Consider the following 25,002-nt stretch of genomic DNA (forward strand, 5'->3'; position numbering starts at 1 on the left):
CCTCTCGCTTCGACCAAGCCATGACCTCGTGAGGAGACCTTCAATGGCAGGCGCAATGACCGTGGACGGCGGCACCGTCCGCATCGACCGGCCCATGCCTTGGGTCGGCCGGCTATTGTCGCTGCCGCTGCTGGCCGCGAGCGGTTATCTCTTGTGGAATGTCGCGCTCGGCCTGCGCCAGGATTTTTCCGGCTTCGGCCGGCTCGCCGATGATCTCGTGCCGGTGCTGGTGTTCACGGGGCTGGGACTGCTCGTCGGCATCCCCGGAATCATCCTGCTGACGTTCCGCACTTTCGTCGTGCTCAACGAGACGCTGCGCCAGATCGTCATCACCAGGCAGTTCGGCCCGCTGAGTATCCGCAGTCAGCGCGATCTCGCGGACTATCACTTCGTCAGCATCACCGACGATTATGACACGGATCTGACGACCTACGACGTCAATCTCTGCGGCAACAGGGGCACCGAGCCGATCACGCTTCAGAGCTTCACCAGGCGCGAGGAGGCGGACAAGCTCGCAAGCGAGATCGGCCGCGTCCTGAAACTGCCGGCGCGCGACTATGTCGGCACCGAGCCTGATGCGGACTGATCGAGGTCCAGCCACGACCTGTTGCGACCCGTTGCGGAAATTGCCATCCTCGCGGCCGAACACCGCGATGGAAGGCCATGACCTCAGCGAATAACTCCATTCCCGCGCTTCTACCGCGCGGCAGGGGCCACCAATTCCTGTTGTATGGCGACTCCTGTTCGGGCGTGCCGGGTGCGTTGCACGAAAAGACCTTCGCCTCGGTCAATGCAGTTGCTCAACGCCTGAGTCCGCAGCCTGAGTTCGTCCTCTTCCCGGGCGACGAAATCATCGGACTGACGCCGGATCCGGACGCGCTGCGCGCGCAGTGGAGCTATTGGCTGGATACGGAAATGGCATGGCTCGACCGTGCGGTCATTCCGATGTGGCACACAACCGGCAACCACACGACCTATGATTTGATGAGCGAGGCGGTGTTTCGCGCCGTGCTCGAGCTGCCGAAGAATGGGCCGCCGGGACAGGCGGGCCTCTCCTACTTCGTGCGGCGCGGCGACCTCCTGATGGTGTTCGTCAACACGCTCTGGAGCGGCCTGGGAGGTGAGGGCCATGTCGAGCTCGGGTGGCTGGAAACAACGCTCAGAGAACATGGTGATGCCCGACACAAGCTCGTCCTTGGCCATCATCCGGTGTTTCCGATCAACGGCTTTACGGGGACGTATCAGCGCGAGATCGGCCACGAATATGCTCGCCCGTTCTGGGACATCCTGGTGAACGCAAACGTGCTTGCCTATCTGTGCAGCCACATCCTCGCCTTCGACGTGCAGGCGCATCGCGGTGTCCTGCAGATCTGCACTGCGGGCGCGGGAACGGCTCACAGGATGCCGGAGGGCGTCGAGTATCTGCATTGCGTTCAAGCCGCGCTTGACGAGGAGGGCCTGCGTTATCAGGTGCTCGATATCGACGGCGTTGTAAGGGAGAGGATGGAATGGCCGCTGTGCGATCCTGATCCCGCCGTGTGGAGAGAGCTGCCGCTCGGTGAAATCGAAGCGCCGTTCAGCGGATGTGTGGAGAGCGGGCGGCGGATCGAGCTGAGGCTTGTGGGGCAAAGCGCTGCGACCGATGTCGCATCAGCCCAGACGATTTTCACGGCCTTCGCGCCTGGTTCGATCGCGCCGTTCTGGCTTGGTCTCAGGGGACCGAAGCAAACTCTGACAGCCATCGTGGGGCGAGAGCCGGGACGCAGTCCATCCTATTGGCTTGGACCTGACCTTCCGGCGGGCGACGGTTTCGATATTCACGTTACGCTCTATCCGGACATGGGCCCCGGCGGTCTCCTCTACCGCGATCACGGCTCCCCGCGTTGGTCGTCCTTCACCTCCGCGACGGCGCGAGGGCTGGAGCAGCTTTCGTGGCCGCAGCACTGGGCGATCGGCCACGGACAAGGTGGCAGCGAAGACCGCGCCTTCAGAGGTGCCGCGCTGAGTTTGCTGATCGCGTGAACAGGCCTGGAGAGATCGGTTCGCTCAGCTCAAGATATCCTTCTGCATCTTGCCGCCGTAGAAATGGAAGAACGGCACCGGCGCGTCGTGGCGGAGCGGGCCGGTGGCAAGGCGGGTGTCGAGCTCGTTGAGCACGTTGCGCGTCATCGGATGCAGATCGGCGAGCGGCTTTGAGCCGAGTTCGACCCAGACCAGCTCGACCAGCTCGGCATCCGCATGGATCACCCCCTCGACGTGGTGGGTGATCGCGGAGGCGTCCGCCGTGAAGAAGCGGGTATCGAACCGCTTGACGCGGCCGGGCGGGGTGATCGCGCGTGCGATCAGGAACAGGCTGGAGGGGTCGGGCAGCAGGCCCGCATCCGCGAACGGCTTCCAGGCACCCTCGAGCTTTGCTTTCCCCTCGGTCTTGCGTCCGAGGCAGAGGCCGGTCTCTTCGCAGGCCTCGCGGATCGCGGCAATCGCCAGCGATTTTGCGCGCGAGGCCGGAGTCTTCGGGCTGCCCTTGGCGAGATTGGCTTCCAGCTCGGCGGTGATGGGGGCGGCGACCGGCACGCGGTAGTCGTCCTTGTCGACGCGGCCGCCGGGGAAGACGAACTTTCCGGGCATGAACACCACCTTGTCGTGGCGCTTGCCGACCAGGACTTTTGGAATGCTGCCGCTGCGATCGACCAGGATCAATGTCGCCGCATCGCGGGGGCGGAAATAGGGATGGTGGTCGGCTTCCTTGCCCTCGTGGATCTTGGCCTTCTCGGCTGCCTGCGACGTATCCGTCATGTCCTCACCCAAACCGCTTTTTGATTGTTTTGCTTAGACCGGCGGAATACCATCCGGAGGGTTGTCGTCAAAGCCATGCATGCGCAGAGCCCATTGCAGGCCGACCACAGCTCCCTTGACCGGCTGGAGCAGCGCGAGCGAGGCGACGAAGGTGAAGGGCAGATAGGCCGCGAAGCTGAGCCAGACCGGCGTGGTGTAGTTGGTCTCGATCCAGAGGATCGTGGGCACCACGATGTGGCCGACGATGACGATCACGAGATAGGCCGGCAGATCGTCGGCGCGATGCGGCGTGAAGTCGAGGCCGCAGACCGCGCAATTGTCCGCGGTTTTGAGGAAGGCCCGGAACAGCTTGCCCTCGCCGCAGCGCGGGCAGCGGCTGCGGAAACCGCGCTTCATGGCCGTCCAGACGTCGCGCTTCTCGACGAGGCCGGTCTCGCGCGTCCAGATCTTTGGGGCCGTGCTCGTCGTCACCATGCCTTGCCCTTCTGACCCCCGCCTTTTCCTTTGTTCTTGCCCTTCTTGGGTTTGCCGGACTTTTGCTTCGGCGGCTTGCGTTTTTTATCCGGACTGCGTCCAGGATGTGCCTTGAACGAGGGGCGACGTTGTGGGCCGGGACTCCTGCGGTCGCGCGGTGCGGTCTCGCTGGAGGACGACAGCAGCTCGAAGCGCAGCGCGCCCGCGATGGGGGCCGCTTCGATCAGGCGGACGTCGACGACGTCGCCGAGTTGATACATGGTGCCGCTGCGCGTGCCGACGAGCGCGTGCCGGCTCTCGTCATAGTTGAAATATTCCGTGCCAAGGGATCGGATCGGGATCAGGCCGTCGGCGCCGGTCTCGGCGAGCTTGACGAACAGGCCGGCGCGGGTGACGCCGGAGACGCGGCCCTGGAAGCTCGCGCCGATGCGGTCGGCGAGGTGATGGGCGATCAGCCGGTCGACGGTCTCGCGCTCCGCCTTCATCGCGCGCCGCTCGGTCACCGAGATGTGGGCTGCGACCTCGCCGAGGCTTTCCGGCGTCTCGCTGTCGGGCAGGGCGCCTTCGCCGAGGCCGAGCGCGCGGACCAGCGCGCGGTGCACGACGAGGTCGGCATAGCGGCGGATCGGCGAGGTGAAATGCGCGTAGCGGCGCAGGTTCAGGCCGAAATGACCGTAATTCTCGGCGGAATATTCGGCCTGGGCCTGGGCGCGCAGCACGACCTCGCTCACCAGCGGGAAGTGGTCGTGGCCTTCGAGCTGCGCCAGCACGCGGTTGAACAAAGCCGGGCGCAGCGCGCCGCCTTTCGCGAACGGAACGTCCAGCGTCTCCAGAAATTCCGCGAGCGCGTGGACCTTCTCCAGCGTCGGCTCGTCATGCACGCGGTAGATCAGCGGGAGCGACTTCTTCTCCAGCATCTCGGCCGCCGCGACGTTGGCGAGGATCATGAACTCCTCGATCAGCTTGTGCGCATCGAGACGTTCAGGCACGACGACGCGATCGACCGTGCCGTCGCTCTTCAACAGGATCTTGCGCTCGGGCAGATCGAGATTGAGCGGATCGCGCTCGTCGCGGGCGCGCTTGGCGCAGGCATAGGCGGCATAGAGCGGCCGCAGGATCGGATCGAGCAGGGGGCCGGTGGTGTCGTCGGGCCGGCCGTCGATCGCGGCCTGCGCCTGCGCATAGTTCAGCTTCGCCGCCGAGCGCATCAGGATGCGGTGGAAGCTGTGCGAGCGCTTGCGACCATCGGGGCCGAGCACCATCCGCACCGCGAGCGCGCCACGCGGCTCGCCCGGCACCAGCGAGCAGAGATTGTTGGAGATGCGCTCGGGCAGCATCGGCACGACGCGGTCCGGGAAATACACCGAGTTGCCGCGATCGAGCGCGTCGCGGTCGAGCGCGGTGCCCGGCCGCACGTAGAAGCTGACATCGGCAATGGCGACATCGACGATGAAGCCGCCTCTGTTGTTCGGATCGGGATCGGGCTGGGCATGCACCGCGTCGTCGTGGTCCTTCGCATCCGGCGGATCGATGGTCACGAGCGGCACGTCGCGCCAGTCTTCACGTCCTTTCAGATTGGCCGGCTCTGCCGCTTCGGCTTCACGCTCTGCTGCGGGCCGGAACTGCAGGGGGATGTCGTGCGCGTAGATCGCGATCAGGCTGATCGCCTTCTCCGACTTGACCGAGCCGAGCTTCTCCTTGACCCGGCCGGAGGCCAGCCCAAACGCGCGCGAGCGGATGATGTCGACGCTGACGAGGTCGCCGTCCTGCGCGCCGTGCGTGTCGGCTGCGGCGATGTTCAGCTCGCGGTCGGCGGACTTCTTGTCGACCGGGACCAGCCGTCCGCCGCCTTCGGGCAGACTGCGGAACACGCCGAGGATGCGGCTCTTCGTCTTGTCGAAGACCTTGATGATGTGGCCGCGATAGGCCGGACCTTCGTTCTCATCCGAGCGCTCGACACGCAGCAGCGCGCGATCGCCGATTCCGGCCGCGGTGCCGGGCTTTGGCCGGCGTGGCATGACGATGAGGATTTTTGGCGGTTCGCCGCTTTCGACCTCGTCCCATTCGGTGGGGGAGGCGATCAGCTCGCCGTCACTGTCACGGCCGGTGATGTCGGCGACCAACGTCGACGGGAGCGCGTCCGGCTCGGAAACCTTGTGGCGTTTCTTCTTGATGGTGCCGTCGTCGGCGAGCTCGCGCAGCATGCGCTTGAGCTCGATGCGATCGGCGTTCTTCAGGCCGAACTCGCGCGCAATTTCGCGGGTCCCGACCTTTCCGGGATTTGCCTTGATGAAGGCGACGATGGCGCTCCGGTCGGGAAAGCCACGGTCATTCTTGCGTTTCACTTAACCTCTAATTCTTGATCTAGGTCTTGCCGGCACTCTTCTTGGCCGGAGCCTTGGGGGCGGCGGCCTTGGTCGGCGACGTTTTTGCGGTCGACGACACGGCGGCGCGCGCCTTGCTGGTGGATTCGGATTTGGGTTTGGCCGCCTTCTTCGCGGCCGGTTTCTTCGGCTTCGGCGCGGCGTCATCGCCGTCCGCGGCCTTCTCCGCAGCCTTCTTGGCCTTGGCCGGCTTCGCGGCTTTCTTCGCCTTGGTCTTGCCGCCGCCCTTGGCCGCGCGCTCGTCGATCAGCGCGATCGCCTGCGGCAGCGTGACGGTGTCCTTTTCGAACTCGGCCGGGATCGTCGCGTTGACGCCGCCTGCCGTGACATAGGCGCCGTAACGGCCGCTCTTCACCGTGACGGTGCCGAGGGTCGGATGATCGCCGATCGCCTTGCCGGGGTCGGCGCCGAAGCGACGGCTCGGGCCCTTGGCGACCTTTTCCGCGATCAGTGTCACCGCGCGGTTGAGGCCGATATCGAAGACCTCGTCGCCGCTCTCCAGGCTGGCGTAGGTCTTCTCGTGCTTCACGAACGGCCCGAAACGGCCGAGTCCTGCCGTGATCGGCTGACCGGTCTCCGGATGCTTGCCGATCTCGCGCGGCAGCGACAACAGCTTCAGCGCAAGCTCGAGCTCGACATCGCCGGGCGAGGTGCCCTTCGGGATGCCCGCGCGCTTCGGCTTCTCGCCTTCCTCGTAATCCTTGGGCTCGCCGAGCTGGATGTAGGGCCCAAAGCGGCCGGCCTTGACCCAGACATCGCGACCGGTGTCGGGATCCTGGCCGAGCGAACGGTCGGCGGTGGTCTCGCTGTCGGCGGCGAGCTGGCGGGTGTAGCGGCATTCCGGATAGTTCGAGCAGCCGACGAAGGCGCCGAACTTGCCGGCCTTGAGATTGAGCCGGCCGTTGCCGCAGCTCGGGCACTGCCTGATATCGCCGCCATCGGCGCGGGGCGGATAGATGTGCTGGCCCAGCATGTCGTCGAGCACGTCGAGCACCTGGGCTACGCGCAGATCCTTGATCTCGTCGACGGCGCCGATGAAGCCGGTCCAGAAGTCCTTCAGCACCTGCTGCCAGGAGATCTCGTTGTTGGAGATGCGGTCGAGCTGCTCCTCCAGATTGGCGGTGAAGTCGTATTCGACGTAGCGGTTGAAGAAGCTTTCGAGGAAGGCGACCACGACGCGGCCCTTGTCCTCGCCGTGAAGGCGCTTCTTCTCCAGCTTGACGTAGCCGCGGTCCTTCAGGACCTGGAGGATCGAGGCATAGGTCGAGGGACGGCCGATGCCGAGCTCTTCCATGCGCTTGACCAGCGAGGCCTCCGAGAAGCGCGGCGGCGGCTCGGTGAAGTGCTGGGTGACGGCGAGTGACTGCCGCTTGAGCGCGTCGTTCGGGCTCATCGCGGGCAGACGGCGCGAATCCTCGTCTTCCTCGTCGTCGCGGCCTTCCTGGTAGAGCGCGAGGAAGCCGTCGAACTTGACGACCTGACCCGTCGCACGCAGCTCCAGCGTTCGGGAGCCTGCCTTCGCGGTGATGTCGACGGTGGTGCGCTCGAGCTCGGCCGATTCCATCTGGCTCGCGATGGTGCGCTTCCAGATCAGCTCATAGAGTCGCGCCTGGTCGGCGTCGAGCTTGCGGCTCATGCTGTCGGGGCGGCGCGACATGTCGGTCGGACGGATCGCTTCGTGCGCTTCCTGGGCATTCTTGGCCTTGGCCTGATACTGGCGCGGGGCCTCCGGCACATAGGCGTTGCCGTAATCCTCGCCGATCACCTTGCGCGCCTGGGTGATCGCGGACGGATCGATCTGCACGCCGTCGGTACGCATATAAGTAATGAGTCCGGTGGTCTCGCCGCCGATGTCGATGCCTTCATAAAGGCGCTGCGCGATGCGCATCGTGTGTGCTGGCGCAAAACCGTATTTGCGGCTGGCTTCCTGCTGCAGCGTCGAGGTGGTGAAAGGGGCCTGCGGATTGCGCCGGGCCGGCTTCGCATCGACCGCGGTCACGGCATAGGCGGCTGCTTCCAGCGCCTTCTTGAAGTCTTCGGCTTCCGCGCCGCTGCCGACGTCGAGGCGCTGGATCTTCTTGCCGTCGGCGCCGACGAGGCGCGCCTCGAAGGCGTCGCCGCGCGGCGTCAGCAGCGTCGCGATCAGCGACCAGTATTCGCGCGGCACGAACTTCTCGATTTCGAGCTCGCGGTCGCAGACCAGCCGCAGTGCCACCGACTGCACGCGGCCGGCCGAGCGGGCGCCCGGCAGCTTGCGCCAGAGCACGGGGGAGAGGGTGAAGCCCACCAGATAGTCCAGCGCCCGGCGCGCCATGTAGGCGTCGACCAGCGCGCCGTCGATCTGGCGCGGATTCTTCATCGCATCCGTGACCGCCTGCTTGGTGATGGCGTTGAACACCACGCGCTCGATCTTCTGATCCTTCAGCGCGCGCTTTTCCTTCAGCACCTCCAGCACGTGCCAGGAGATGGCCTCGCCCTCGCGATCAGGGTCGGTCGCCAGAATCAGGCGGTCGGCGCCCTTCAGGGACTTGGCGATATCGTTGAGCCGGCCGGCCGCCTTGGGGTCGACCTCCCAGATCATCTTGAAATTTGCGTCCGGATCGACGGAACCGTTCTTCGCCGGGAGGTCGCGGACATGGCCGAACGAGGCCAGAACCTCGTAGGACGAGCCCAGATACTTGTTGATCGTCTTGGCTTTCGCCGGCGACTCCACAATGACGATATTCATGTAGTTCCAGTAACTTACGGGGAAATTACGAGCCGCTTTCGATGAGATTCGGATCGGCCGTTTCGACCCGAACATGGGTGGTGAGACCCTCGCTGTCAAATCGAGGGGTGTTGAAAGCACCCCGAATGGGAAAAGTTTCATATCGAGAAAGTTGCAAAATACCACCTTGGAGTTGCGGTCAATGTCGGCGTAGAGTCCTCCCGGGGCATGGATTCGGGTGGGGTCTGGTGACTAAGCCAGGAAAGAAACGGGCGCGCGCCGCATCAGGCGCGCCGGGGGGCTCGCGCGGTGAGGAACCAGGGGAGGGCGGCGTCGATGAGGCCGTCGCCTTCATCGCCGAGCAGGTCGGGGCGTTGCGCAAGCTCGCCGAGCGCCACAAGCTCGATGTGCTGCATTATCTCCTGGGGATGACCAAGCTGGAGGCGGACGAGCACTTGCGGCTGCGGAGCAAGCGCAAGCTGTCGTAGCGGCGCTTACTATCCAATCCGCCATCCTGAGGTGCTCGCGTAGCGAGCCTCGAAGGATGAGCGGCCGAGATGCCGCAGCCGGGCCGGCGCCCTTCGAGGGCCGCTGAAGAAGCGGCCACCTCAGGGTGACGGTGATATATGGAGGCGCGCTGCATCAACCGCGTCATTGCGAGCGCAGCGAAGCAATCCAGAGTCTTGCCGCGGTGGGATTCTGGATTGCTTGCGACGCTCGCAATGACGGATGTGGTTAGCCGTTGCGCTTTGCCAATTTGGCCAAACGCTGGCCGAGATATTCAGCCGTGCAGAGGTCACTCTGCAGCAACGCACCGTCGACCAAATGTGTCGCAAGGCCGAACTGGCTGCCCAAACGATTGCGGCCGCTCGGATCCTCGCCTCCGGGAATGTCGAGTCCGCACCAGAGCATGCCGTGCTGCGCGGCCAGGATCGTAAAGTAGGTCAACGTGTGCAGTTGATCGCCGCCTGCGCAGGCACCCGTCGTGAATCCGGCTGCGATCTTGTCGGCCCATCGCTGCTGGCTCCATCGGTAGCTTGAAGCGTCTGCGAAGGCTTTGAACTGGGCCGCCGGGCCGCCCATGTAGGTCGGGCTGCCGAATGCGACCGCGTCAGCGCGGTCGATCGTTTCGAACAAGCGTTCATTCTGGAAGCGGCTTGACACGATGTCGTCGCCGGTGATGCGACAAAGCGCGACGTCCGCCATGCCATCCGCGCCGCGCGTCACCGCATGCGCCAGCTTCTCAGTGGTGCCGGAGATGGAAAAATAGACGATGGCGAGCAGGGGCATGGTGATGCTGCCGCTTTGGTGGACTTAGCCATCTTTGACGGCGTCTATATTTTGTACAAGTCCCTCCGCTGCGCTCGCAATGACGGTGTGGCGGCAGTTGTGCGTCGTCACGCCGACCGCCTGCGCGGCGGCGGCCGTAGCTTCACCATCGTGTCCGCGGGCGTGAGCAATCGCCCGTCCTCCGCGCGCATTTCGAGCTTCCGGATCGGGCGGCCTTTCTCGCGATCGACGAGAATGGTCGTGATCTCCTCGGGGTGATCGTCGAACTCCTCGCTCCACTGCCGGAGCGCCACCAGGATCGGGAAGGTGCCGCGGCCCTTTGGCGTCAGCACATATTCCTGATAGGCGCTGCCGTCGGAGGCGGGGGCGGTGGCGAGGATGCCGTGGTCCACAAGTGAGCGCAGCCGCACGGCCAGAATGTTCTTGGCCATGCCGAGCTTGCTCTGAAACTCGCCGAAGCGGCGCAGGCCGAACAGCGCCTCGCGGATGATCAGCAGCGACCACCAGTCGCCGATCGCTTCCAGCGACCGCGCGATCGGGCAGGAATCGCCCTCGAAGCTCGTTCGTTTCACCATCGTCCTGGTCCTGTCGCGTTCGCCCGATTTCGGCGGCGATCACGCGTTTGTGTGGTTGCATCATAAAACCATATGCCCTAGATGGCAACATAGTTTTATGATGCAACCACTGGAGACGATCGTGAGACTGAAGAACAAGACGGCATTGATTACGGGCGGCAATAGCGGCATTGGCCTGGCGACGGCAAAGCTGTTCGTGGCCGAGGGCGCGAAGGTGATCATCACCGGGCGCAACAAGGAGACGCTTGAGGCCGCGGCGAAGGAGCTTGGCCCGAACGGGTTCGCGGTCGCAGCCGACGCCACCGACATTGCCGCGACTGAAGCTGCGATCAAGAAGGGCGCCGAAAAATTCGGCAAGCTCGACATCGTGTTCGCCAATGCCGGCATTCCCGGCGGCACGCCGCTCGGTTCGGCGACATTGGAGGTTTTCGAGAAGGTCATCAGCACCAACCTCACCGGCGTGTTCTTCACGGTGCAGTCGGCGCTGCCCTACATCAACGACAATGCCTCGATCATCCTCAACGGCTCGGTGATATCAGTGCTCGGCATTCCCGGCTATTCGGCCTATGGCGCCGCCAAGGCCGGTGTGCGCGCGATGGCGCGGATCATGGCGTCGGAACTGTCGCCACGCGGGATTCGCGTCAACGTCGTCGCGCCGGGCGCGATCCGCACGCCGATCTGGGGCGCTGCGATCGCAACGCCCGAAGCCGAGAAGGCGTTCGAGAAGCGCATCGGGCTGGCGACGCCGCTTGGGCGCATTGGTGAACCAGATCACATCTCGAAGACGGTGCTGTTCCTTGCGTCGGACGATGCCGCGCACATCCAAGGCCAGGAGATCTTCGTCGACGGTGGCGCGGTTGCGTCTCCGGCTGGCGCGCCGATCTATCGCGGCTGATCGACGTTTGCGAAAATTGAATCGGTCTGCGCGACGACATCGGTTGTGCCGACCGGTTCATACACCTTGATGGCTGTATTCCTCTGAACCTTGCGTGAGGCGTTGAACCTTCGCTTGCGCTGCCGAGACACTTTTGCGGGCAGGGGTCATAAGACTCACTTTCAGGGAGCCCGCGATGTCAAAGGCAGCTCGTATTTTTCCGTCGATTTCAGAACCGCCTATTTACACCGAAGATTCCGCCATTCCCGCCAAGCACTCCGAAACGTCCGAGTTCATCGGGGTGGCACTTTTCTCAGGCATCGGGCTGTTCATTTCGCTCGTCGCCGTCATTCTTGGCGTTCAGGGCGCCTGGTTTTAGCGCTGTCGAATTCTCAGCCGCCGCCGGAATCCGGCAGCGGCTGGCGTCGGCGTAAGTCTTACGCCGCCTGCAGGCTGGTGGCAGCCTGAAGCGCTCCGGCCAGCGCTTTCTCGCGATGCTCAGGGCCAACCTGGATGCCGTCGGCGACGATGAATTCGGGGCTCGTGATGCCCATGAACGCGAACACGCCGCGCAAATAGGTTTCGAGGTGCTCGAGCGAGGCGGCCGGCGTGCCCGGGCCGTAATAGCCGCCGCGCGAGATCGCCACGATGACGCGCTTGTTGCCGGCAAGGCCCTGCGGGCCGTTCGCATCGTATTTGAACGTTTTCCCCGCCACGAGGACGCGGTCGATCCAGGCCTTGAGCTGGCTCGGGATCGTAAAATTGTACATGGGCGCGCCGATCACGACGATATCGGCATCGAGGAATTCGTTGAGCACGGCCGCGCTCGCGGCAAGGTCGGGTCCGAGTTCCGCCGGCGCCGGCGCGCCTTGCGCGGCCGCGAGGTGCGAGCCGGAGAGGTGGGCGAGCGGGATCTGCGTCAAATCGCGATAGACGAGGTCGAGCGACGGCGTCGCCTGCCTGAGACGGTCGACGATGGCGGCGGAAACCTGCCGTGAGACGGAGTGGGGACCGAGCACGCTGGAGTCGATATGGAGGAGTTTCATTGGGGTTCACCTATGGTATAGATTTGTAACCCGCACTACATGAGTGACTGTCAAATTCCCCGCAAGAACGCACTTTTTTGAGCCATGGGCACATCTTTGAGACCTACACACACCGATTTTCCTGCGCCCCAGATGCCGGATCGCGACCACGCGGACTGCCGCGGGGTCGCCTCGATCCTTGCGCGTCGGCGACAAATGGAGCGTGTTCGTCATCATGATGCTGAGTGACGGGCCCAAGCGCTTCAATGAACTGAAGCGGATGATCAACGGCATCTCGCAGCGGATGCTGACCTTGACCCTGCGCGGGCTGGAGCGCGACGGCCTGGTCACGCGCACGATTTTCCCGACCATTCCGCCGCGCGTGGACTATGAGTTGACCGATCTTGGCCGCGGGCTCCAGCAGCCCGTGATGGCGCTTGGGCTATGGGCGAAGGAGCACCAGGCGCAGATCGCGGCCGCGCGCACGCGCTTCGACGAGCGCCACGAGGACTGAAGCGGAGAATGAGGAGACGCGATGCGCGCGCCACACGGCCGGTTTCACCCTCCCCTGGAGGGGGAGGGTAAGACTTCGAGCCTCATTTCATCATGCACTAGAGCAGCGCCACCAATCCGCCGCCGTGGCGTTCGAGCCGCCCCGCAAGCTCGAGCTCCAGCAACACGGTTCGCACGATCGCGGGCGAGGCGCCGGACATCCGCACGAGATCGTCGATCGAGATGGGGGCAGGGCCGAGCAGGCCGGTGATCTGGTCGCGGTCGTGTGATTGCGGATCGCTCTCGAACGGTTCGCTGTCAGGCTCGCTCGCCGGATGCATCAGCGGCCGGTCCATGATCGGTGCGACTGCGTTGATGATGTCGGACGCTTCGGTGACGAGCGTTGCGCCCTGCTTGATCAGGTCGTTGGTGCCGGCGGCGCGCGGGTCGAGCGGCGAGCCGGGCACCGCGAACACCTCGCGGCCCTGTTCGGCCGCCATGCGCGCGGTGATCAGCGAGCCCGAGCGATACGCGGCCTCGACCACGACCACGCCGAGCGCGGCGCCGGAGATCAGCCGGTTGCGGCGGGGGAAGTCGCGGGCGCGCGGCTCGTGGCCGAGCGGCATCTCGGAAATCGCAGCACCCGCGTGATCGAGGATCGAGGCGAGCAGGTCGCCATGCTCGGGCGGATAGATGCAGTCATGCCCGCCGGCGAGCACGGCGATGGTGCCGCTGTCGACACTGGCGCGGTGCGCGGCCTGATCGACGCCGCGGGCAAGCCCCGAGATGATGATGAAGCCGGCTTCGCCGAGCTCACGCGCGAGTTGACCGGCGAATTTCAAGCCGGCGCCGGAGGCATTGCGCGAGCCGACGATCGCGATCATCGGACGCATCAGCGTCGTGGTGTCGCCGCGCACGGCGAGCAGCGACGGCGCATCGTCGAGTGTCGCGAGCCGCGCCGGATAGCCGTCCTCGCCGGGCGCGAGCCAGGCGATGCCGAACTTGCGGCTTGCGTCGAGCTCGGCCTTCGCCTCGGCCACGCTACAGATGCGCCCCGATCGCTGAGCACCGCCGCGGCGCGCCAGATCGGGCAGGCGCTCAAGCGCCGCACGCGGGCTGCCGAAATGATCGACCAGCGATTTGAAGGTGCGCGGCCCGACATTGTCGGAGCGGATCAGCCGCAGGCGGTCGATCCGCTCAGGCTCAGTCAGCTCCACGCTCGGATTAATGGCGTCCACGGCGTCTCCTTGTGGGAGCAGCATGGAACAACCTGAGGGCGTGGGCAACAGTTGCGTGCGCTTGATCGGGCTTCAAAGGCGCCGCCGGAAGACCCGGCGTGGTCGACGGGTCTTCCGCAAGGTCGTCGATTCAACGCGCGTGCGCTGCCTGAGCGACAGCGATGCCGCTCCGCGAGACGCGAGCGTCAAGGCTAAGCGCACCGGCACCGAAGGCAAAGATCTGGAGCAGGCCGCCTGCCATCATCACGTTCTTGAGGAAGTGGATCATCTGATTCTGGTCGGCAAAGTTGTTGTGGAACGAGACTGCCGCGGCCAGCGAGAATATGGCGAGCGCCAGCGCGACCGAGCGGGCTTGATAGCCCGCGATCAGCAGGAGACCGCCACCGAGCTCGACGAGAACTGCGATCGCATATGCCAGCGGGGGCACCGGCAATCCCGCAGAGGCGATGTAAGCGGTCGTCGCACCATAAGCGGTGAGCTTGCTGAAGCCACTCATTGCAAACGGGAGGCCGATCAGCAGCCGGCCAACGAGGGAAGCATAACGGGTCGTATCCATGGTCATCGCTCCTGTGCTTGGTTGAGGTCCGACGGCGGTGACGCACCAAGCGTTTGTGGTCCGAGGGGGCGCGCCGCAGGGCCCTGTGTTGCGACCTCAAACTGGCCCGATTGAATTGCGATAAAAATAGAAATAATTGAAATATACTGTTTCCATTTTTGATCGCATCGGCGCTCCTCCCGCGGAGGCGAATGCTCTGGTCGAGCCGCTGGTCCCGCTCGACTGCACGCATGGATCGACCGCGTCCACGTGCGCTTGCGCGACCTCGTCCCGATGCTAAAAGCGATGGCAATAAGAAGGGTGTTGCCATGATCTCACTTGCCGACCTCCAGCGCCGCATCGAAGCGGGCAAGCTTTCGCCCGATGACGCCATCGCCCAGTCGCACACGGCGATCGAGGCCAGGGAGAAGGACGTCCGCGCCTTCGTCCGTCACGACAGATCCGCAAAGGCGCAAGCCTCCGGCCTGCTGCGCGGCATCGCCGTCGGCATCAAGGACATCATCGACACCGCCAACATGCCGACCGAGATGGGCTCGGAGATCTATCGCGGCTGGCAGCCGCGCTCGGACGCACCCATCGTGATGATGCTGAAGCGGGCAGGCGCCACCATCATCGGCAAGACCACCACCACGGCGTTCGCCTCGCGCGATCCGACCCCGACGCTCAATCCGCACAATCTCGGCCATACGCCGGGTGGCTCGTCCTCGGGCTCGGCCGCGGCGGTCGGTGCCGGCATGATCCCGCTGGCGCTCGGCACCCAGACCGGCGGCTCGGTGATCCGGCCCGCCGCCTATTGCGGGGCTGCCGCGATCAAGCCGTCGTTCCGGATGCTGCCGACCATTGGCGTAAAGTGCTACTCATGGGCGCTTGATACCGTCGGCCTGTTCGGATCGCGCGCGGAAGATCTCGCGCGCGGGCTGCTGGCGATCACCGGCCGCACTGAATTCGATGGCATCGCCGCGGCCAAGGCGCCGCGCATCGGCGTGGTGAGGCAGGAGTTTGCCGAGGCCGTGGAGCCGGCGGCGGAAGAGGGCTTGCAGGCTGCGATCAAGGCGGCCGAGAGGGCCGGTGCCAGTGTCAAGACCATCGATCTGCCGGAGTCGCTGCAGGAAGCCTGGCGCATCCACCCGATCATCCAGGATTTCGAGGCGCATCGCGCGCTGGCCTGGGAGTTTTCGGAGCATCACGACGAGATCGCGCCGATGCTGCGTGCCAGCCTCGATGACACCGTCGGCTTGACGCCGAAGCAATATGACGACGCGCGTCGGATCGCCCGCCGTGGCCGCCGCGAGCTCGGCGAGCTGTTCGAGGGTTTTGACGTGCTGCTGACTTATTCGGCGCCGGGCACCGCGCCGGCCAAGGAGCTCGCCTCGACCGGCTCGCCCCGTTACAACCGGCTCTGGACGCTGATGGGCAATCCTTGCGTCAACGTGCCGGTGCTGAAGGTCGGCGGCCTGCCGATCGGCGTGCAGGTGATCGCGCGGTTCGGCAACGATCCGGGCGCGCTTGCGGCGGCATGGTTCCTGGAGGACGCGCTGGCGAAATCAGGCTAGCGCAGGCTCACTGGCGGGCAGCGCGCGCTCGGCCTTGGCGCCTGTCGCGCCTTGTCCGAGCCAACGCTCGGCGGCCTCGCGGCCACTCCGGTGCAGCGTGCGAATGAAGCCGCGGCCGAGATCGGTGGCTGAGCGCTGCGCCAGCCCCTCAACGGAGTCTTCGGCCGCGATCCTGGAGAGCCGCAGCGAAGGGGCAGCCGTGGCTCGCGCCCATTCCAGCGCCGCGATCTCGGCGTTGAGGGCGGCGTTGGCCGCGATCTGGTCGAGCCTGCGGTCGATCGCGGCGAGCGTGATCGGCACGTAGCTGTCGCGCGTAGGCGTGACCTGGATGAGCAGCAGGTCGGAGGCTGTCGATTCCTGCGCCAGGCGCACCAGCGGCGGATTGCCGCCAATGCCGCCGTCCCAATAGGCCTCGCCGTCGATCTCGACGGCGCAGTGAACCAAAGGCGGGCAGGTCGAGGCCAGCGCGACGTCGGCGGTAATGCAATCGTTGCGGAAGATCTGCTGCTGCCCATCGCGGATTCGCGTCGCGGCGATCAGCAGTTTTGGGCAGGCCGCGTCGCGCAAGGCGGCAAAATCGATGTCGCGCGACAGCGCCAGCCGCAGCGGATCGAGATCGAACGGATCGAACTGGCCGGAGCGCAGCGTCGGACCGAACGCGACCGAGCTTCCCGCCGGCGAGAATCCGCCGACCAGCATCAAGGAGCGGAACGAGGCCTCGTGCATCAGGCGGGCCCAGAACCGGTTCAACCGCGAACGGGCGCCTTCGCGTCCGCCTTCGGCAAGGCCGGAGGCAAGCAGGAGCGCATTGATGGCGCCGGCACTGGCGCCGCTCACCGTGTCGAATTCGATCGACGGCTCTTCCAGCAACCGTTCCAGCACGCCCCAGGTGAAGGCCGCAAAAGTGCCGCCGCCCTGAAGGGCTAGCGACACTCTTTGCGGAGGCCATTGGCCGGAGCGGATCTGATCACGCGCGACAGGTGCGGCCGCGGTCATGACCTCGACTGGAGCGACAGCTTTCGCGACGGGGGCAGGCGGCGGTGGTGGAGGAACGGGAGCAGGCTCAGGGACAGGAGGCGGCGAGGGCGCATCGGACCACACATTGGTCATCAAGAGCAGCCGGCTTGCCTCGGTGCTGGAAGCACCTTGCAAACCACCCCCGTCATGCGTGCCGACAATCTTCTCGCTCATTCTGAGCAACCGCGTAACGCCATCTTCTCTGTCAGGATGACAGGCATGGAACCTGTTCGCCACTCTCGCCGAGAGTCAGCTGAGAGTTGCGAACAGGATTTGGCACATAATGCGGTAGCGGTGCGGCGGTATCCGTACTTTTTTCGGCCTTGGATTTTGGTTTGACGCGTTTTCTTGACGCGAACCGGTATCCACTTCGCTCGAAAACGCTCTAGGCCTTCTCGCCGATCCGGCTTTCCTTGCCGGATTGCAGTCGCTTGATGTTCTCGCGATGCGCGTAGAACAAGAGCAGCGTCAGCGCGGCGAACAGCGATGCGAGCGCGAGATGCCCGAACCACCACAGGAAAATCGGGGTGATGAACGCCGCCACCAGCGCGGACAGCGAGGAGTAGCGGGTGGTGAAGGCGGTGGCGAGCCAAAGCAGGCAGAACACGACTGCGCCGGGCCAGAACAGGCCGAGCAGAATGCCGATATAGACGGCGACGCCCTTGCCGCCTTTGAACTTCAGCCAGACCGGGAAGAGATGGCCGAGGAAGGCGCCGAGCCCGGCCACCATGGCGGCATTGGGCCCCGCGATGGTGCCGGCGATCACCACCGCGACCGTGCCCTTGAGCGCGTCGAGCAGCAGTGTGCCCGCGGCAAGGCTCTTGCGTCCCGTGCGGAGCACGTTGGTGGCGCCGATGCTGCCGGAGCCGATCGAGCGAATATCCTGCGTGCCGGCGAGTTTGGTCAGGACCAGCCCGAACGGAATCGAGCCGAGCAGGTAGCCGATGACGAAGGCCACCGGCAGGAAGGCTTCAAGCCCCATGGCCGCATCTCCATGCTGAACCGCGACGCCACGCATGAATTTGCCCGTCAGACATGCTCGTACACCGTCCGTCCGCCGACAATGGTGCGCACCACGCGGCCTGTAAAGCGGGCCTCGTCGAACGGGGTGTTCTTGCAGGGCGATTTGAGGTCGGCGGGATCGACGATCCAGGGCACATCGGGATCGATCACGATGACATCGGCCGGGCTGCCCGTGCGCAGGGTTCCACCCGGCAGACCCAGGATCTCGGCCGGCCGCGTCGACATGGCCCGGATCAGCGTCTTCAGCTCCAGTTCTTCATTGTGCACGAGGCGGAGGCCCGCCGGCAGCATGGTCTCGAGCCCGATGGCGCCGGGAGCGGCTTCTGCGAACGGCAGGCGCTTGACCTCGACGTCCTGCGGATTGTGGTCGGACATGATGACGTCGACGAGGCCGGAGGCGACCGCCGCGACCAGCGCCCGCCGGTCGTCCTCGGTGCGCAGCGGCGGCGACAGCTTCAGGAACGAGCGGTAGGGCCCGATGTCGTTCTCGTTGAGCGCAAGATGATTGATCGAGACCGAGGCGCTGACGGCGAGCCCGGCGTCGCGGGCGCGCTTCAGCACGTCGAGCGAGTCGATGCAGGACAGCGAAGCCGCGTGATAGCGGCCGCCGGTCAGCGCGACGAGGCGCATGTCGCGTTCCAGCATCACGGCTTCCGCCGCGTTGGGAATGCCCATCAGGCCGAGCCGCGAGGCGAACTCGCCTTCGTTCATCACGCCTTCGCCGACCAGATCGGGATCTTCGGTGTGATGCACGATCAGCGCGTCGAAATCGCGCGCATAGGTCAGGGCCCGGCGCATCACCTGGGCGTTGGTGACGCTTCTGTCACCGTCGCTGAAAGCTATGGCGCCTGCGGCCTTCAACAGGCCGAACTCGGTCATCTCCTCGCCGCGCATGCCCTTGGTCAGCGCCGCCATCGGCTGGATGTTGACGATCGCGGTGTCGCGGGCGCGGCGCATCACGAAGTCGACGGTCGCCGAATTATCGATCACCGGAGACGTGTCGGGCTGGCAGATGATGGTGGTGATGCCGCCGGTCGCAGCCGCCTGGCTCGCGGAGGCAAAGGTCTCGCGGTGGCTGAAGCCGGGCTCGCCGACGAAGGCGCGCATGTCGACCAGGCCGGGGGCCACGATCTTGCCGGCGCAGTTGACGACGTCGGTGCCTTCGGGGACGCCGGCCGCTCCGATGCCGCGGCGGGTCTCGCGGATGATGCCGTCGGCAATCAGGACATCGCCGGGGCCGTCGAAATCCCTGCTGGGATCGACGACGCGGGCGTTGGCAAGCAGGATGGGACGGCGGTCAGTCAGCATGAGCATCACGCGTTCGGCAAGTTGCGGGCGAGCGCTTCGAGCACGGCCATCCGTACCGCCACGCCCATCTCGACCTGTTCGCGGATCAGCGATTGCGCGCCATCGGCGACCGCGGTGTCGATCTCGACGCCGCGGTTCATCGGGCCGGGATGCATGACGAGAGCGTCCGGCTTGGCGTAAGCGAGCTTTTTCTGGTCCAGCCCGAAATAGTTGAAATATTCGGAGGTCGACGGCACGAAGGAGCCGTTCATTCGCTCGCGCTGGAGCCGCAGCATCATGACGATATCGGCGCCGTTGAGCCCCTCGCGCATGTCGCGCGCAACCTCGACCCCCATCCGCTCGATGCCGGGCGGCAGCAGCGTGGAAGGGCCGACGACGCGGACGCGGGCGCCCATGGTGTTGAGCAGGATGATGTTGGAACGGGCAACACGCGAATGCAGCACGTCGCCGCAGATCGCGACCACGAGGCCCTCGATCCGGCCCTTGTTGCGGCGAATGGTCAGGGCGTCGAGCAGCGCCTGCGTCGGATGCTCGTGCGCGCCGTCGCCGGCATTGATCACGGAACCGTCGACCTTGCGCGCCAGCAGTTCCACCGCGCCGGACGCGTGATGGCGCACCACCAGGATATCCGGATGCATGGCGTTCAGCGTCATCGCGGTGTCGACCAGCGTCTCGCCCTTCTTGATGGACGAGGAGGAGACCGACATGTTCATGACGTCGGCGCCCAGCCTTTTGCCGGCGAGCTCGAACGAGGACTGGGTTCGGGTGGAGGCCTCGAAGAAGAGGTTCACCTGCGTCCGTCCACGCAGGACGGTGCGCTTCTTGTCAACCTGGCGGTTGAGCTCGACATATTCTTCGGACAGGTCGAGGAGGCCGGTGATGTCGGCCGCGGAAAGGCCCTCGATGCCCAGCAAATGCCGGTGGCCGAGGACGAAGGTCGATTTCGATGTCATTAAAGCGAGAGCTATAGGCGCGGATGGCTGGGGGGGCAAGGGCCAATGCCGGGGCGGGGAGTTATCCCCTGATCTGTCGGTTTCGTCGCTGTGGCGTGGCCTGTCGCCAGTATCTCCGTCATGCCCGGGCTTGTCCCGGGCATCCACGATCTTCTATCGCATTTGAGGCAAAAGGACGTGGATGGCCGGGCATAGGCGAGCGGAAGCGACGCCGTCCTTCAGACGGCTATGCCCGGCCATGACGATGGGGATGGATCACGTGAAGTTAATCCGAATTGTGATTGCGCTGACGATGATAACGGCCGAGGCCCACGCCCAATCGCTCCCCGGCGGCTTCGTCTATTTGCGCGACATCGATCCCGGCATCATCCAGGACATCCGCTACGCCAGCTCGAACAATTTCGTCGGCCGTCCGCTCGCCGGTTATGGTGCCGGCGAATGCGTGGTGAAGCGGGAGGTGGGGCTGCGGTTGAAGGCGGTCCAGCAGGAGCTGGCGGCGCAAAGCCTGTCGCTGAAGATGTTCGACTGCTACCGGCCGGCGCGGGCCTCGCTCGACATGGTGAGGTGGTCGCAGAACGGCCACGAGACGGCGGCCGAGCGGCGCTACAATCCGAAGATCCCGAAGACCGAGCTGTTCCGTCTCGGCTACATCGCGAGCCGCTCGCGGCATTCCACGGGCGCGGCGCTCGATCTCACGCTGGTCGATCTCAAGGCTGACAATTCCGCCAGATACGATCCGGCAAAAGCCTATGCCGATTGCACGGCGCCGGTCGAGGCACGATTGCCGGAGGGCAGCGTCGACATGGGCACGGGCTACGACTGCACGGACGCGAGGGGGCACACTGCGGCACCGTCGATCAATCCGGACCAGCGCGCCTGGCGCAAGCGGCTGGTGGCCGCGATGGCGAAGCAAGGCTTTGTGAACTATGCGAAGGAGTGGTGGCATTTTTCCCTGCCGGGGGCGGGCGGGGCGGCCTATGATTTCCCGATTCCGCCGCGAACGAAGTAGATCGTCGTGCGAACGGCCCCGGAATGACGGTGCCGTCCCAACGAAAGCGCTTGAATGGACTCCCTCAATCCCGATCTCCCGCCGATGACCGTGACGCCGGCCGCACCGCGCGTCTGGAAATTCTGGGGCACGGCGGTGTGGGGCCTGCTCATCTTCGTCGCGATGTTCCTCGGCCAGGTCGGTGCCATCCTCTATCTGGCCTGGGACCGTGGCGACCCCCTCGACCTGATGTCGATCCAGCGTGTCGGTCGCGAGCCCGCGGCGCTCGCGCTGTCGGTGACCATGGGCCTGCCGGCGACGCTGGCCGCGGTGTGGCTCGCCATCCGCATCAAGAAGGCCTCGTTCGTCGACTACCTCGCGCTGCATTGGCCGTCCTGGAAGCAAATGCTGTTCGGCGCCATCGGGCTTGTCCTGATCGTGGTCGCCTGGGAGACGATGTCGCGGAGCCTTGGCCGCGAGGCGACGCCGGGCTTCATGACCGATCTGTTGAAATCCGGCCGCGACAAGGGCGCGGCTGTGATGCTGCTGTTCGCCTTCAGTGTCGCTGCGCCGATGTCGGAAGAGGTGTTGGCGCGCGGCTTCCTGTTTCGCGGCTGGTCGGCGAGCTTCCTGCGCGTGCCCGGCGCGATCATCCTGTCGTCCCTGGTGTGGACCGTCGTGCACCTGCAGTACGACATGTACTTCCTCGCCGAGGTCTTCTCCATCGGCCTGTGGTTCGGCTACATGCGCTATCGCGCCAACTCGCTCTGGCTCACCATCGTGCTGCATGCGCTGAACAATCTGACGGCGGTGGTGCTGACGATGTGGCTGGGGAACTAGCCCGGCGGTTGCCTCACACTCCGTCATTGCGAGCGTAGCGAAGCAATCCAGAATCTTTCCGCAGAGAGATTCTGGATTGCTTCGTCGCAAGGGCTCCTCGCAATGACGATGGTGAGAGAGATGCACTCGCAATCGTTGCTTTTGGCGGCCTGAACTACAGGCAGAATGGCAATTGCCGGGCGAAACTTCATTCCGTATGTTAGGTAGAGGTAGTGATTAACCTCGCCATGAAGTTGTCGCGGAATCCAGTATGTCCGAACTCGAAAATGTCCATCCTCTCGGGGCTGACCCATCCCCGCAACCTCGCGCATTCGATTTCTTCGAGACCTTGTTGGTCGCCCTGATAGTCTATGCGGTCTTCCTATTTGCAGCCCAGCTCACGATCATGTTGAGCTTGCCGGCTTTTATGAACGGGCTATCGCCTGAACAGATCGACGTTTTGTGGAAACAACAGCACCGGCAAGGCGCAGCGGTGCTTCTTGCGACTCCGGCGGCGGTCGCCGTGCTTTGGGTTGCGATCCGACGGACGGGACGGGAATTCACCGAGTACTTGGCTCTGAATTGGCCGAGCAGAGACGGCATCGTATCCGTTATTGGCGTCATGACAATTTTTTTAACTGTCGAAGTCTTCGTCACGATCAAACTTGGACTAACGCGACCTCAAACCAATTCGGATTTCGTAGTTGGAGGTGCAACGGGACTGATACTGTTCGCTGTGGTCATCTGCCTAGCTGCTCCGGTCCTTGAGGAATTCGTATTTCGTGGATTTATGTTTCGAGGGTGGTCTCAGTCATTTCTGGGTCCGATCGGTGCGATCGTGATTACGTCGGCGCTATGGGCAATGCTGCACACCCAGTACGGCTGGTATGAGCGCTCCTGGATCTTTATTATGGGTCTCGTGCTCGGCTACTTTCGCCTTCGTTCCAACTCCACTTGGCTGACGGTCGTGGCCCATTCAGCCATGAACATGGAGATCCTGTTTCTGGGCGGGCCGTACGTATAATGTTCACGCCACCAGCGCGATCGCGATCGGCATCGTGACCGCCGCCAGGATCGTCTGCAGCGTGATGATCTGCGCCAGCAGCGGCGCATCGCCGCCCATCTGGCGGGCCAGCACATAGGCGCTGGGCGAGGTCGGCACCGCCGCGCAGATTGCGACGATCGCCAGGCTGTCGCCCGAGAGACCGAACCAGGCGGCGAGCGCCAGCGCGAGCACGGGCATCAGCGCCAGCTTGAACGCCACGCCGATGGTCGCGCTCATGCTTGGGCGAAGCAGGCCGTTGAGCTGCAGGCCGGCGCCGGTGACGAGCAGGCCGATGGCGAGCGAGGACCGGCCGAGCGCGTCCGCAACCTCGTGCCAGATTTTTGGCAGCGGCAGATGGATGACGTTGATGAAGAGGCCGATCACGCAGGCCCAGATCAGGGGATTGCGGACCACCGTCATGACGATGGCGCGTGCGGACTGCTTCTCGGGCGATGCATAGTGCGCGAGCACGGCGACGCTGAACACGTTGACCAGCGGAATGATCGCGACCATCGCCACCGAGGCCAGCGCCAGTCCGACATCGCCGAACATGTTGGCGGACACCGAGAGCGCGACATAGGTCTGCCAGCGCGTTGCGCCCTGGAAGATCGAGGTGAAGGCGGGACCGTCGATGTCGAACCGTACGAGCGCCGGGCGGAGCGCGAGGCAGAGCAGCGACATCGCGAGCACCGACAGCAGCAGCGCGCCGCCGACGCCGGCGACCGGCACCCTTGAGAGATCGGCCTTCACCAGCGTCTGGATCAGCAGCATCGGGAACAGCACGAAATAGGTCAGCCGCTCCAGCCCGTGCCATTGCGTGTCGAGCTGCATCAGGGTGCGCCTGAGAACCACGCCGAGCACGATGAGGATGAAGACCGGCAGCAGCGCCGCGATCACGACCGCCATGCGGCTATTCCTTTGTCAGCACGAAGTCGCCGCCGGGCGTGCCGAAGCGCGGGCCCTTCGAATTGATGGTGTGCTTCGGGTCCATCCAGTCGCCGGCGATCTCGTTCTCCGCCTTGAAGCGGGCGACGTAGAGTCCATGGAGGACGGCGTTCTCACCCTTCAGATGCGCAGTCTCGGTCCATTTGATCAGCGGCCCGTCGACCATTCCTTTCACCCTCGTCCGGGTGTTGTCGAAGCTCGGCCAGTCCATGGTGCCCGAGAATTCAGTCCCCGAGATTGCGTCGACGGTCAGCTTGACCGGGAAGCTGCCCTCGGTGTCGTGCGAATATTGCTCGAAGGTCCCCGACCACATGCCCTTGAGCTTGGCGAGGGCGGGATCATCAGCGGCAAATGCAGGCGGTATCGCCGGCACAGCATGGAGGAGGGCACCCAGGGCTGCGACAATCAACATGGTTGCTCTCGCCGGCGCTGCCATGTCGCTGCCGTCAGCCTTGCCGCAGATTGGCGAGGCGGTCGAGCGCGCCCTGCAGGATGAAGATCGCGGCGTGCTCGTCGATCACTTCGGCGCGCTTGGCGCGGCTGACGTCCATGCCGATCAGCTCGCGCTCGACCGCGGCGGTCGACAGACGCTCGTCCCATAGGCCGATCGGGAGTGCGGTCAGCCCGGCAAGGTTGCGGGCGAAGGCGCGGGTCGATTGCGCCCGCGGGCCCTCGCTGCCGTCCATGTTGATGGGCAGGCCGAGCACGAAGCCGACCGCCTTGCGCTCGGCCGCGATCGCGAGCAGCCGGGCGGCATCCTGCTTGAACGCCTTGCGCTGGATGGTCTCGACGCCCGTCGCGAGGCGCCGGTCCGGATTGGACACGGCGACACCAATGGTCTTGGTGCCGAGGTCAAGGCCGACCAACCCGCCGCGTTCGGGCCAGTGGGTTGCAGCATCGATCAGGGGCAGGATAAGAGCCGGCATGGGACTAGCGCTTA

General features: G+C 64.9%; 25 protein-coding genes and 1 pseudogene. 10 read left to right on the forward strand and 16 right to left on the reverse strand.

All coding sequences use genetic code 11. The features are described from left to right. Nucleotides 1-43: 43 nt before the first annotated feature. Together BJ6T_RS22110 and BJ6T_RS22115 are read left to right on the forward strand one after the other, a co-directional pair. Nucleotides 44-586, forward strand: coding sequence for a hypothetical protein (locus tag BJ6T_RS22110; RefSeq protein ID WP_014494697.1), 543 nt, complete (start codon nt 44-46; stop codon nt 584-586). Nucleotides 587-663: 77 nt separating this feature from the next. After that, nucleotides 664-2,022: a metallophosphoesterase family protein gene (locus tag BJ6T_RS22115; protein WP_014494698.1), complete on the forward strand. Its 1,359-nt coding sequence runs from the start codon at nt 664-666 to the stop codon at nt 2,020-2,022. Nucleotides 2,023-2,046: 24 nt separating this feature from the next. Here BJ6T_RS22115 and BJ6T_RS22120 read toward each other — a convergent pair whose 3' ends face one another. The 4 genes from BJ6T_RS22120 to topA are packed head-to-tail and all read right to left on the reverse strand — an operon-like array spanning nt 2,047 to nt 8,382. Further along, nucleotides 2,047-2,796, reverse strand: coding sequence for an NUDIX hydrolase (locus BJ6T_RS22120; protein WP_028169884.1), 750 nt, complete (start codon nt 2,794-2,796; stop codon nt 2,047-2,049). Between the two features lie 33 nt (nt 2,797-2,829). After that, entirely contained in the window at nt 2,830-3,270 is a 441-nt protein-coding gene (locus BJ6T_RS22125; RefSeq protein ID WP_014494700.1) for a DUF983 domain-containing protein, read from the reverse strand. Next, complete coding sequence (rnr, locus tag BJ6T_RS22130) at nt 3,264-5,615, reverse strand: ribonuclease R (RefSeq protein ID WP_014494701.1); 2,352 nt, start codon at nt 5,613-5,615, stop codon at nt 3,264-3,266. Before rnr ends, BJ6T_RS22125 begins: the two co-directional genes overlap by 7 nt. Before the next feature lie 19 nt (nt 5,616-5,634). Next, a complete protein-coding gene (topA, locus tag BJ6T_RS22135) occupies nt 5,635-8,382 on the reverse strand; it encodes a type I DNA topoisomerase (protein ID WP_014494702.1) in 2,748 nt (915 codons plus the stop codon). A gap of 227 nt (nt 8,383-8,609) precedes the next feature. Here topA and BJ6T_RS22140 point away from each other — a divergent pair, with 227 nt between their 5' ends. Continuing rightward, on the forward strand, nt 8,610-8,849 hold the full coding sequence (locus BJ6T_RS22140; protein ID WP_014494703.1) for a hypothetical protein: 240 nt from the start codon (nt 8,610-8,612) through the stop codon (nt 8,847-8,849). A 247-nt stretch (nt 8,850-9,096) separates the two neighbouring features. On the opposite strand, the gene BJ6T_RS22145 is transcribed toward BJ6T_RS22140, so the two are convergent. Both BJ6T_RS22145 and BJ6T_RS22150 read right to left on the reverse strand, forming a co-directional pair. Further along, nucleotides 9,097-9,651 (reverse strand): flavodoxin family protein, encoded by a 555-nt coding sequence (locus BJ6T_RS22145; protein ID WP_014494704.1) that lies wholly within the window; start codon nt 9,649-9,651, stop codon nt 9,097-9,099. A 107-nt stretch (nt 9,652-9,758) separates the two neighbouring features. Continuing rightward, entirely contained in the window at nt 9,759-10,226 is a 468-nt protein-coding gene (locus tag BJ6T_RS22150) for a winged helix-turn-helix transcriptional regulator (protein ID WP_014494705.1), read from the reverse strand. Between the two features lie 121 nt (nt 10,227-10,347). On the opposite strand from BJ6T_RS22150, the gene BJ6T_RS22155 reads away from it, so the two are divergent. Next, nucleotides 10,348-11,121 carry an SDR family NAD(P)-dependent oxidoreductase gene (locus BJ6T_RS22155; protein ID WP_014494706.1) on the forward strand — a complete coding sequence of 258 codons (774 nt, stop codon included), beginning with the start codon at nt 10,348-10,350 and terminating at the stop codon, nt 11,119-11,121. Nucleotides 11,122-11,296: 175 nt separating this feature from the next. After that, a complete protein-coding gene (locus BJ6T_RS22160; RefSeq protein WP_014494707.1) occupies nt 11,297-11,479 on the forward strand; it encodes a hypothetical protein in 183 nt (60 codons plus the stop codon). Between the two features lie 58 nt (nt 11,480-11,537). On the opposite strand, the gene BJ6T_RS22165 is transcribed toward BJ6T_RS22160, so the two are convergent. Then, a complete protein-coding gene (locus tag BJ6T_RS22165) occupies nt 11,538-12,146 on the reverse strand; it encodes an FMN-dependent NADH-azoreductase (RefSeq protein ID WP_014494708.1) in 609 nt (202 codons plus the stop codon). Nucleotides 12,147-12,230: 84 nt separating this feature from the next. On the opposite strand from BJ6T_RS22165, the pseudogene BJ6T_RS22170 reads away from it, so the two are divergent. Then, a pseudogene (locus BJ6T_RS22170) lies at nt 12,231-12,639 on the forward strand (winged helix-turn-helix transcriptional regulator). 97 nt (nt 12,640-12,736) lie between these two features. Here BJ6T_RS22170 and dprA read toward each other — a convergent pair. Both dprA and BJ6T_RS22180 read right to left on the reverse strand, forming a co-directional pair. Further along, nucleotides 12,737-13,879, reverse strand: a complete 1,143-nt coding sequence (gene dprA, locus BJ6T_RS22175) for a DNA-processing protein DprA (RefSeq protein ID WP_039227969.1) — start codon at nt 13,877-13,879, stop codon at nt 12,737-12,739. Between the two features lie 106 nt (nt 13,880-13,985). Then, nucleotides 13,986-14,411 carry a DoxX family protein gene (locus tag BJ6T_RS22180; RefSeq protein ID WP_028155053.1) on the reverse strand — a complete coding sequence of 142 codons (426 nt, stop codon included), beginning with the start codon at nt 14,409-14,411 and terminating at the stop codon, nt 13,986-13,988. 308 nt (nt 14,412-14,719) lie between these two features. On the opposite strand from BJ6T_RS22180, the gene BJ6T_RS22185 reads away from it, so the two are divergent. Then, on the forward strand, nt 14,720-15,964 hold the full coding sequence (locus tag BJ6T_RS22185) for an amidase (protein WP_014494712.1): 1,245 nt from the start codon (nt 14,720-14,722) through the stop codon (nt 15,962-15,964). On the opposite strand, the gene BJ6T_RS22190 is transcribed toward BJ6T_RS22185, so the two are convergent. The 4 genes from BJ6T_RS22190 to BJ6T_RS22205 form a co-directional block, all read right to left on the reverse strand. Next, nucleotides 15,956-17,155 (reverse strand): patatin-like phospholipase family protein, encoded by a 1,200-nt coding sequence (locus BJ6T_RS22190; protein ID WP_028169883.1) that lies wholly within the window; start codon nt 17,153-17,155, stop codon nt 15,956-15,958. The genes BJ6T_RS22185 and BJ6T_RS22190 overlap by 9 nt on opposite strands. A gap of 211 nt (nt 17,156-17,366) precedes the next feature. Further along, nucleotides 17,367-17,963: a glycerol-3-phosphate 1-O-acyltransferase PlsY gene (gene plsY, locus BJ6T_RS22195; RefSeq protein WP_014494714.1), complete on the reverse strand. Its 597-nt coding sequence runs from the start codon at nt 17,961-17,963 to the stop codon at nt 17,367-17,369. 47 nt (nt 17,964-18,010) lie between these two features. Next, nucleotides 18,011-19,312 (reverse strand): dihydroorotase, encoded by a 1,302-nt coding sequence (locus BJ6T_RS22200; protein WP_028169882.1) that lies wholly within the window; start codon nt 19,310-19,312, stop codon nt 18,011-18,013. Between the two features lie 5 nt (nt 19,313-19,317). Then, on the reverse strand, nt 19,318-20,265 hold the full coding sequence (locus BJ6T_RS22205) for an aspartate carbamoyltransferase catalytic subunit (protein ID WP_014494716.1): 948 nt from the start codon (nt 20,263-20,265) through the stop codon (nt 19,318-19,320). Between the two features lie 250 nt (nt 20,266-20,515). Here BJ6T_RS22205 and BJ6T_RS22210 point away from each other — a divergent pair, with 250 nt between their 5' ends. The 3 genes from BJ6T_RS22210 (at nt 20,516) to BJ6T_RS22220 (ending at nt 23,096) form a co-directional block, all read left to right on the forward strand. Next, complete coding sequence (locus tag BJ6T_RS22210; protein ID WP_014494717.1) at nt 20,516-21,274, forward strand: M15 family metallopeptidase; 759 nt, start codon at nt 20,516-20,518, stop codon at nt 21,272-21,274. A gap of 54 nt (nt 21,275-21,328) precedes the next feature. Further along, complete coding sequence (locus BJ6T_RS22215) at nt 21,329-22,093, forward strand: CPBP family intramembrane glutamic endopeptidase (RefSeq protein WP_014494718.1); 765 nt, start codon at nt 21,329-21,331, stop codon at nt 22,091-22,093. 250 nt (nt 22,094-22,343) lie between these two features. Then, the gene (locus BJ6T_RS22220; protein WP_014494719.1) at nt 22,344-23,096 is read left to right on the forward strand and encodes a CPBP family intramembrane glutamic endopeptidase; all 753 of its coding nucleotides are present in this window, start codon (nt 22,344-22,346) and stop codon (nt 23,094-23,096) included. Nucleotides 23,097-23,099: 3 nt separating this feature from the next. Here BJ6T_RS22220 and BJ6T_RS22225 read toward each other — a convergent pair whose 3' ends face one another. The 3 genes from BJ6T_RS22225 to ruvX are packed head-to-tail and all read right to left on the reverse strand — an operon-like array spanning nt 23,100 to nt 24,988. Continuing rightward, nucleotides 23,100-24,023, reverse strand: a complete 924-nt coding sequence (locus tag BJ6T_RS22225) for an AEC family transporter (RefSeq protein WP_014494720.1) — start codon at nt 24,021-24,023, stop codon at nt 23,100-23,102. Nucleotides 24,024-24,027: 4 nt separating this feature from the next. Further along, complete coding sequence (locus tag BJ6T_RS22230) at nt 24,028-24,474, reverse strand: hypothetical protein (RefSeq protein ID WP_028169880.1); 447 nt, start codon at nt 24,472-24,474, stop codon at nt 24,028-24,030. A gap of 34 nt (nt 24,475-24,508) precedes the next feature. Next, the gene (gene ruvX, locus BJ6T_RS22235; RefSeq protein WP_014494722.1) at nt 24,509-24,988 is read right to left on the reverse strand and encodes a Holliday junction resolvase RuvX; all 480 of its coding nucleotides are present in this window, start codon (nt 24,986-24,988) and stop codon (nt 24,509-24,511) included. Between the last annotated feature and the right edge of the window lie 14 nt (nt 24,989-25,002).

It is taken from the genome of Bradyrhizobium japonicum USDA 6 (assembly GCF_000284375.1).
GTDB lineage: Bacteria > Pseudomonadota > Alphaproteobacteria > Rhizobiales > Xanthobacteraceae > Bradyrhizobium > Bradyrhizobium japonicum.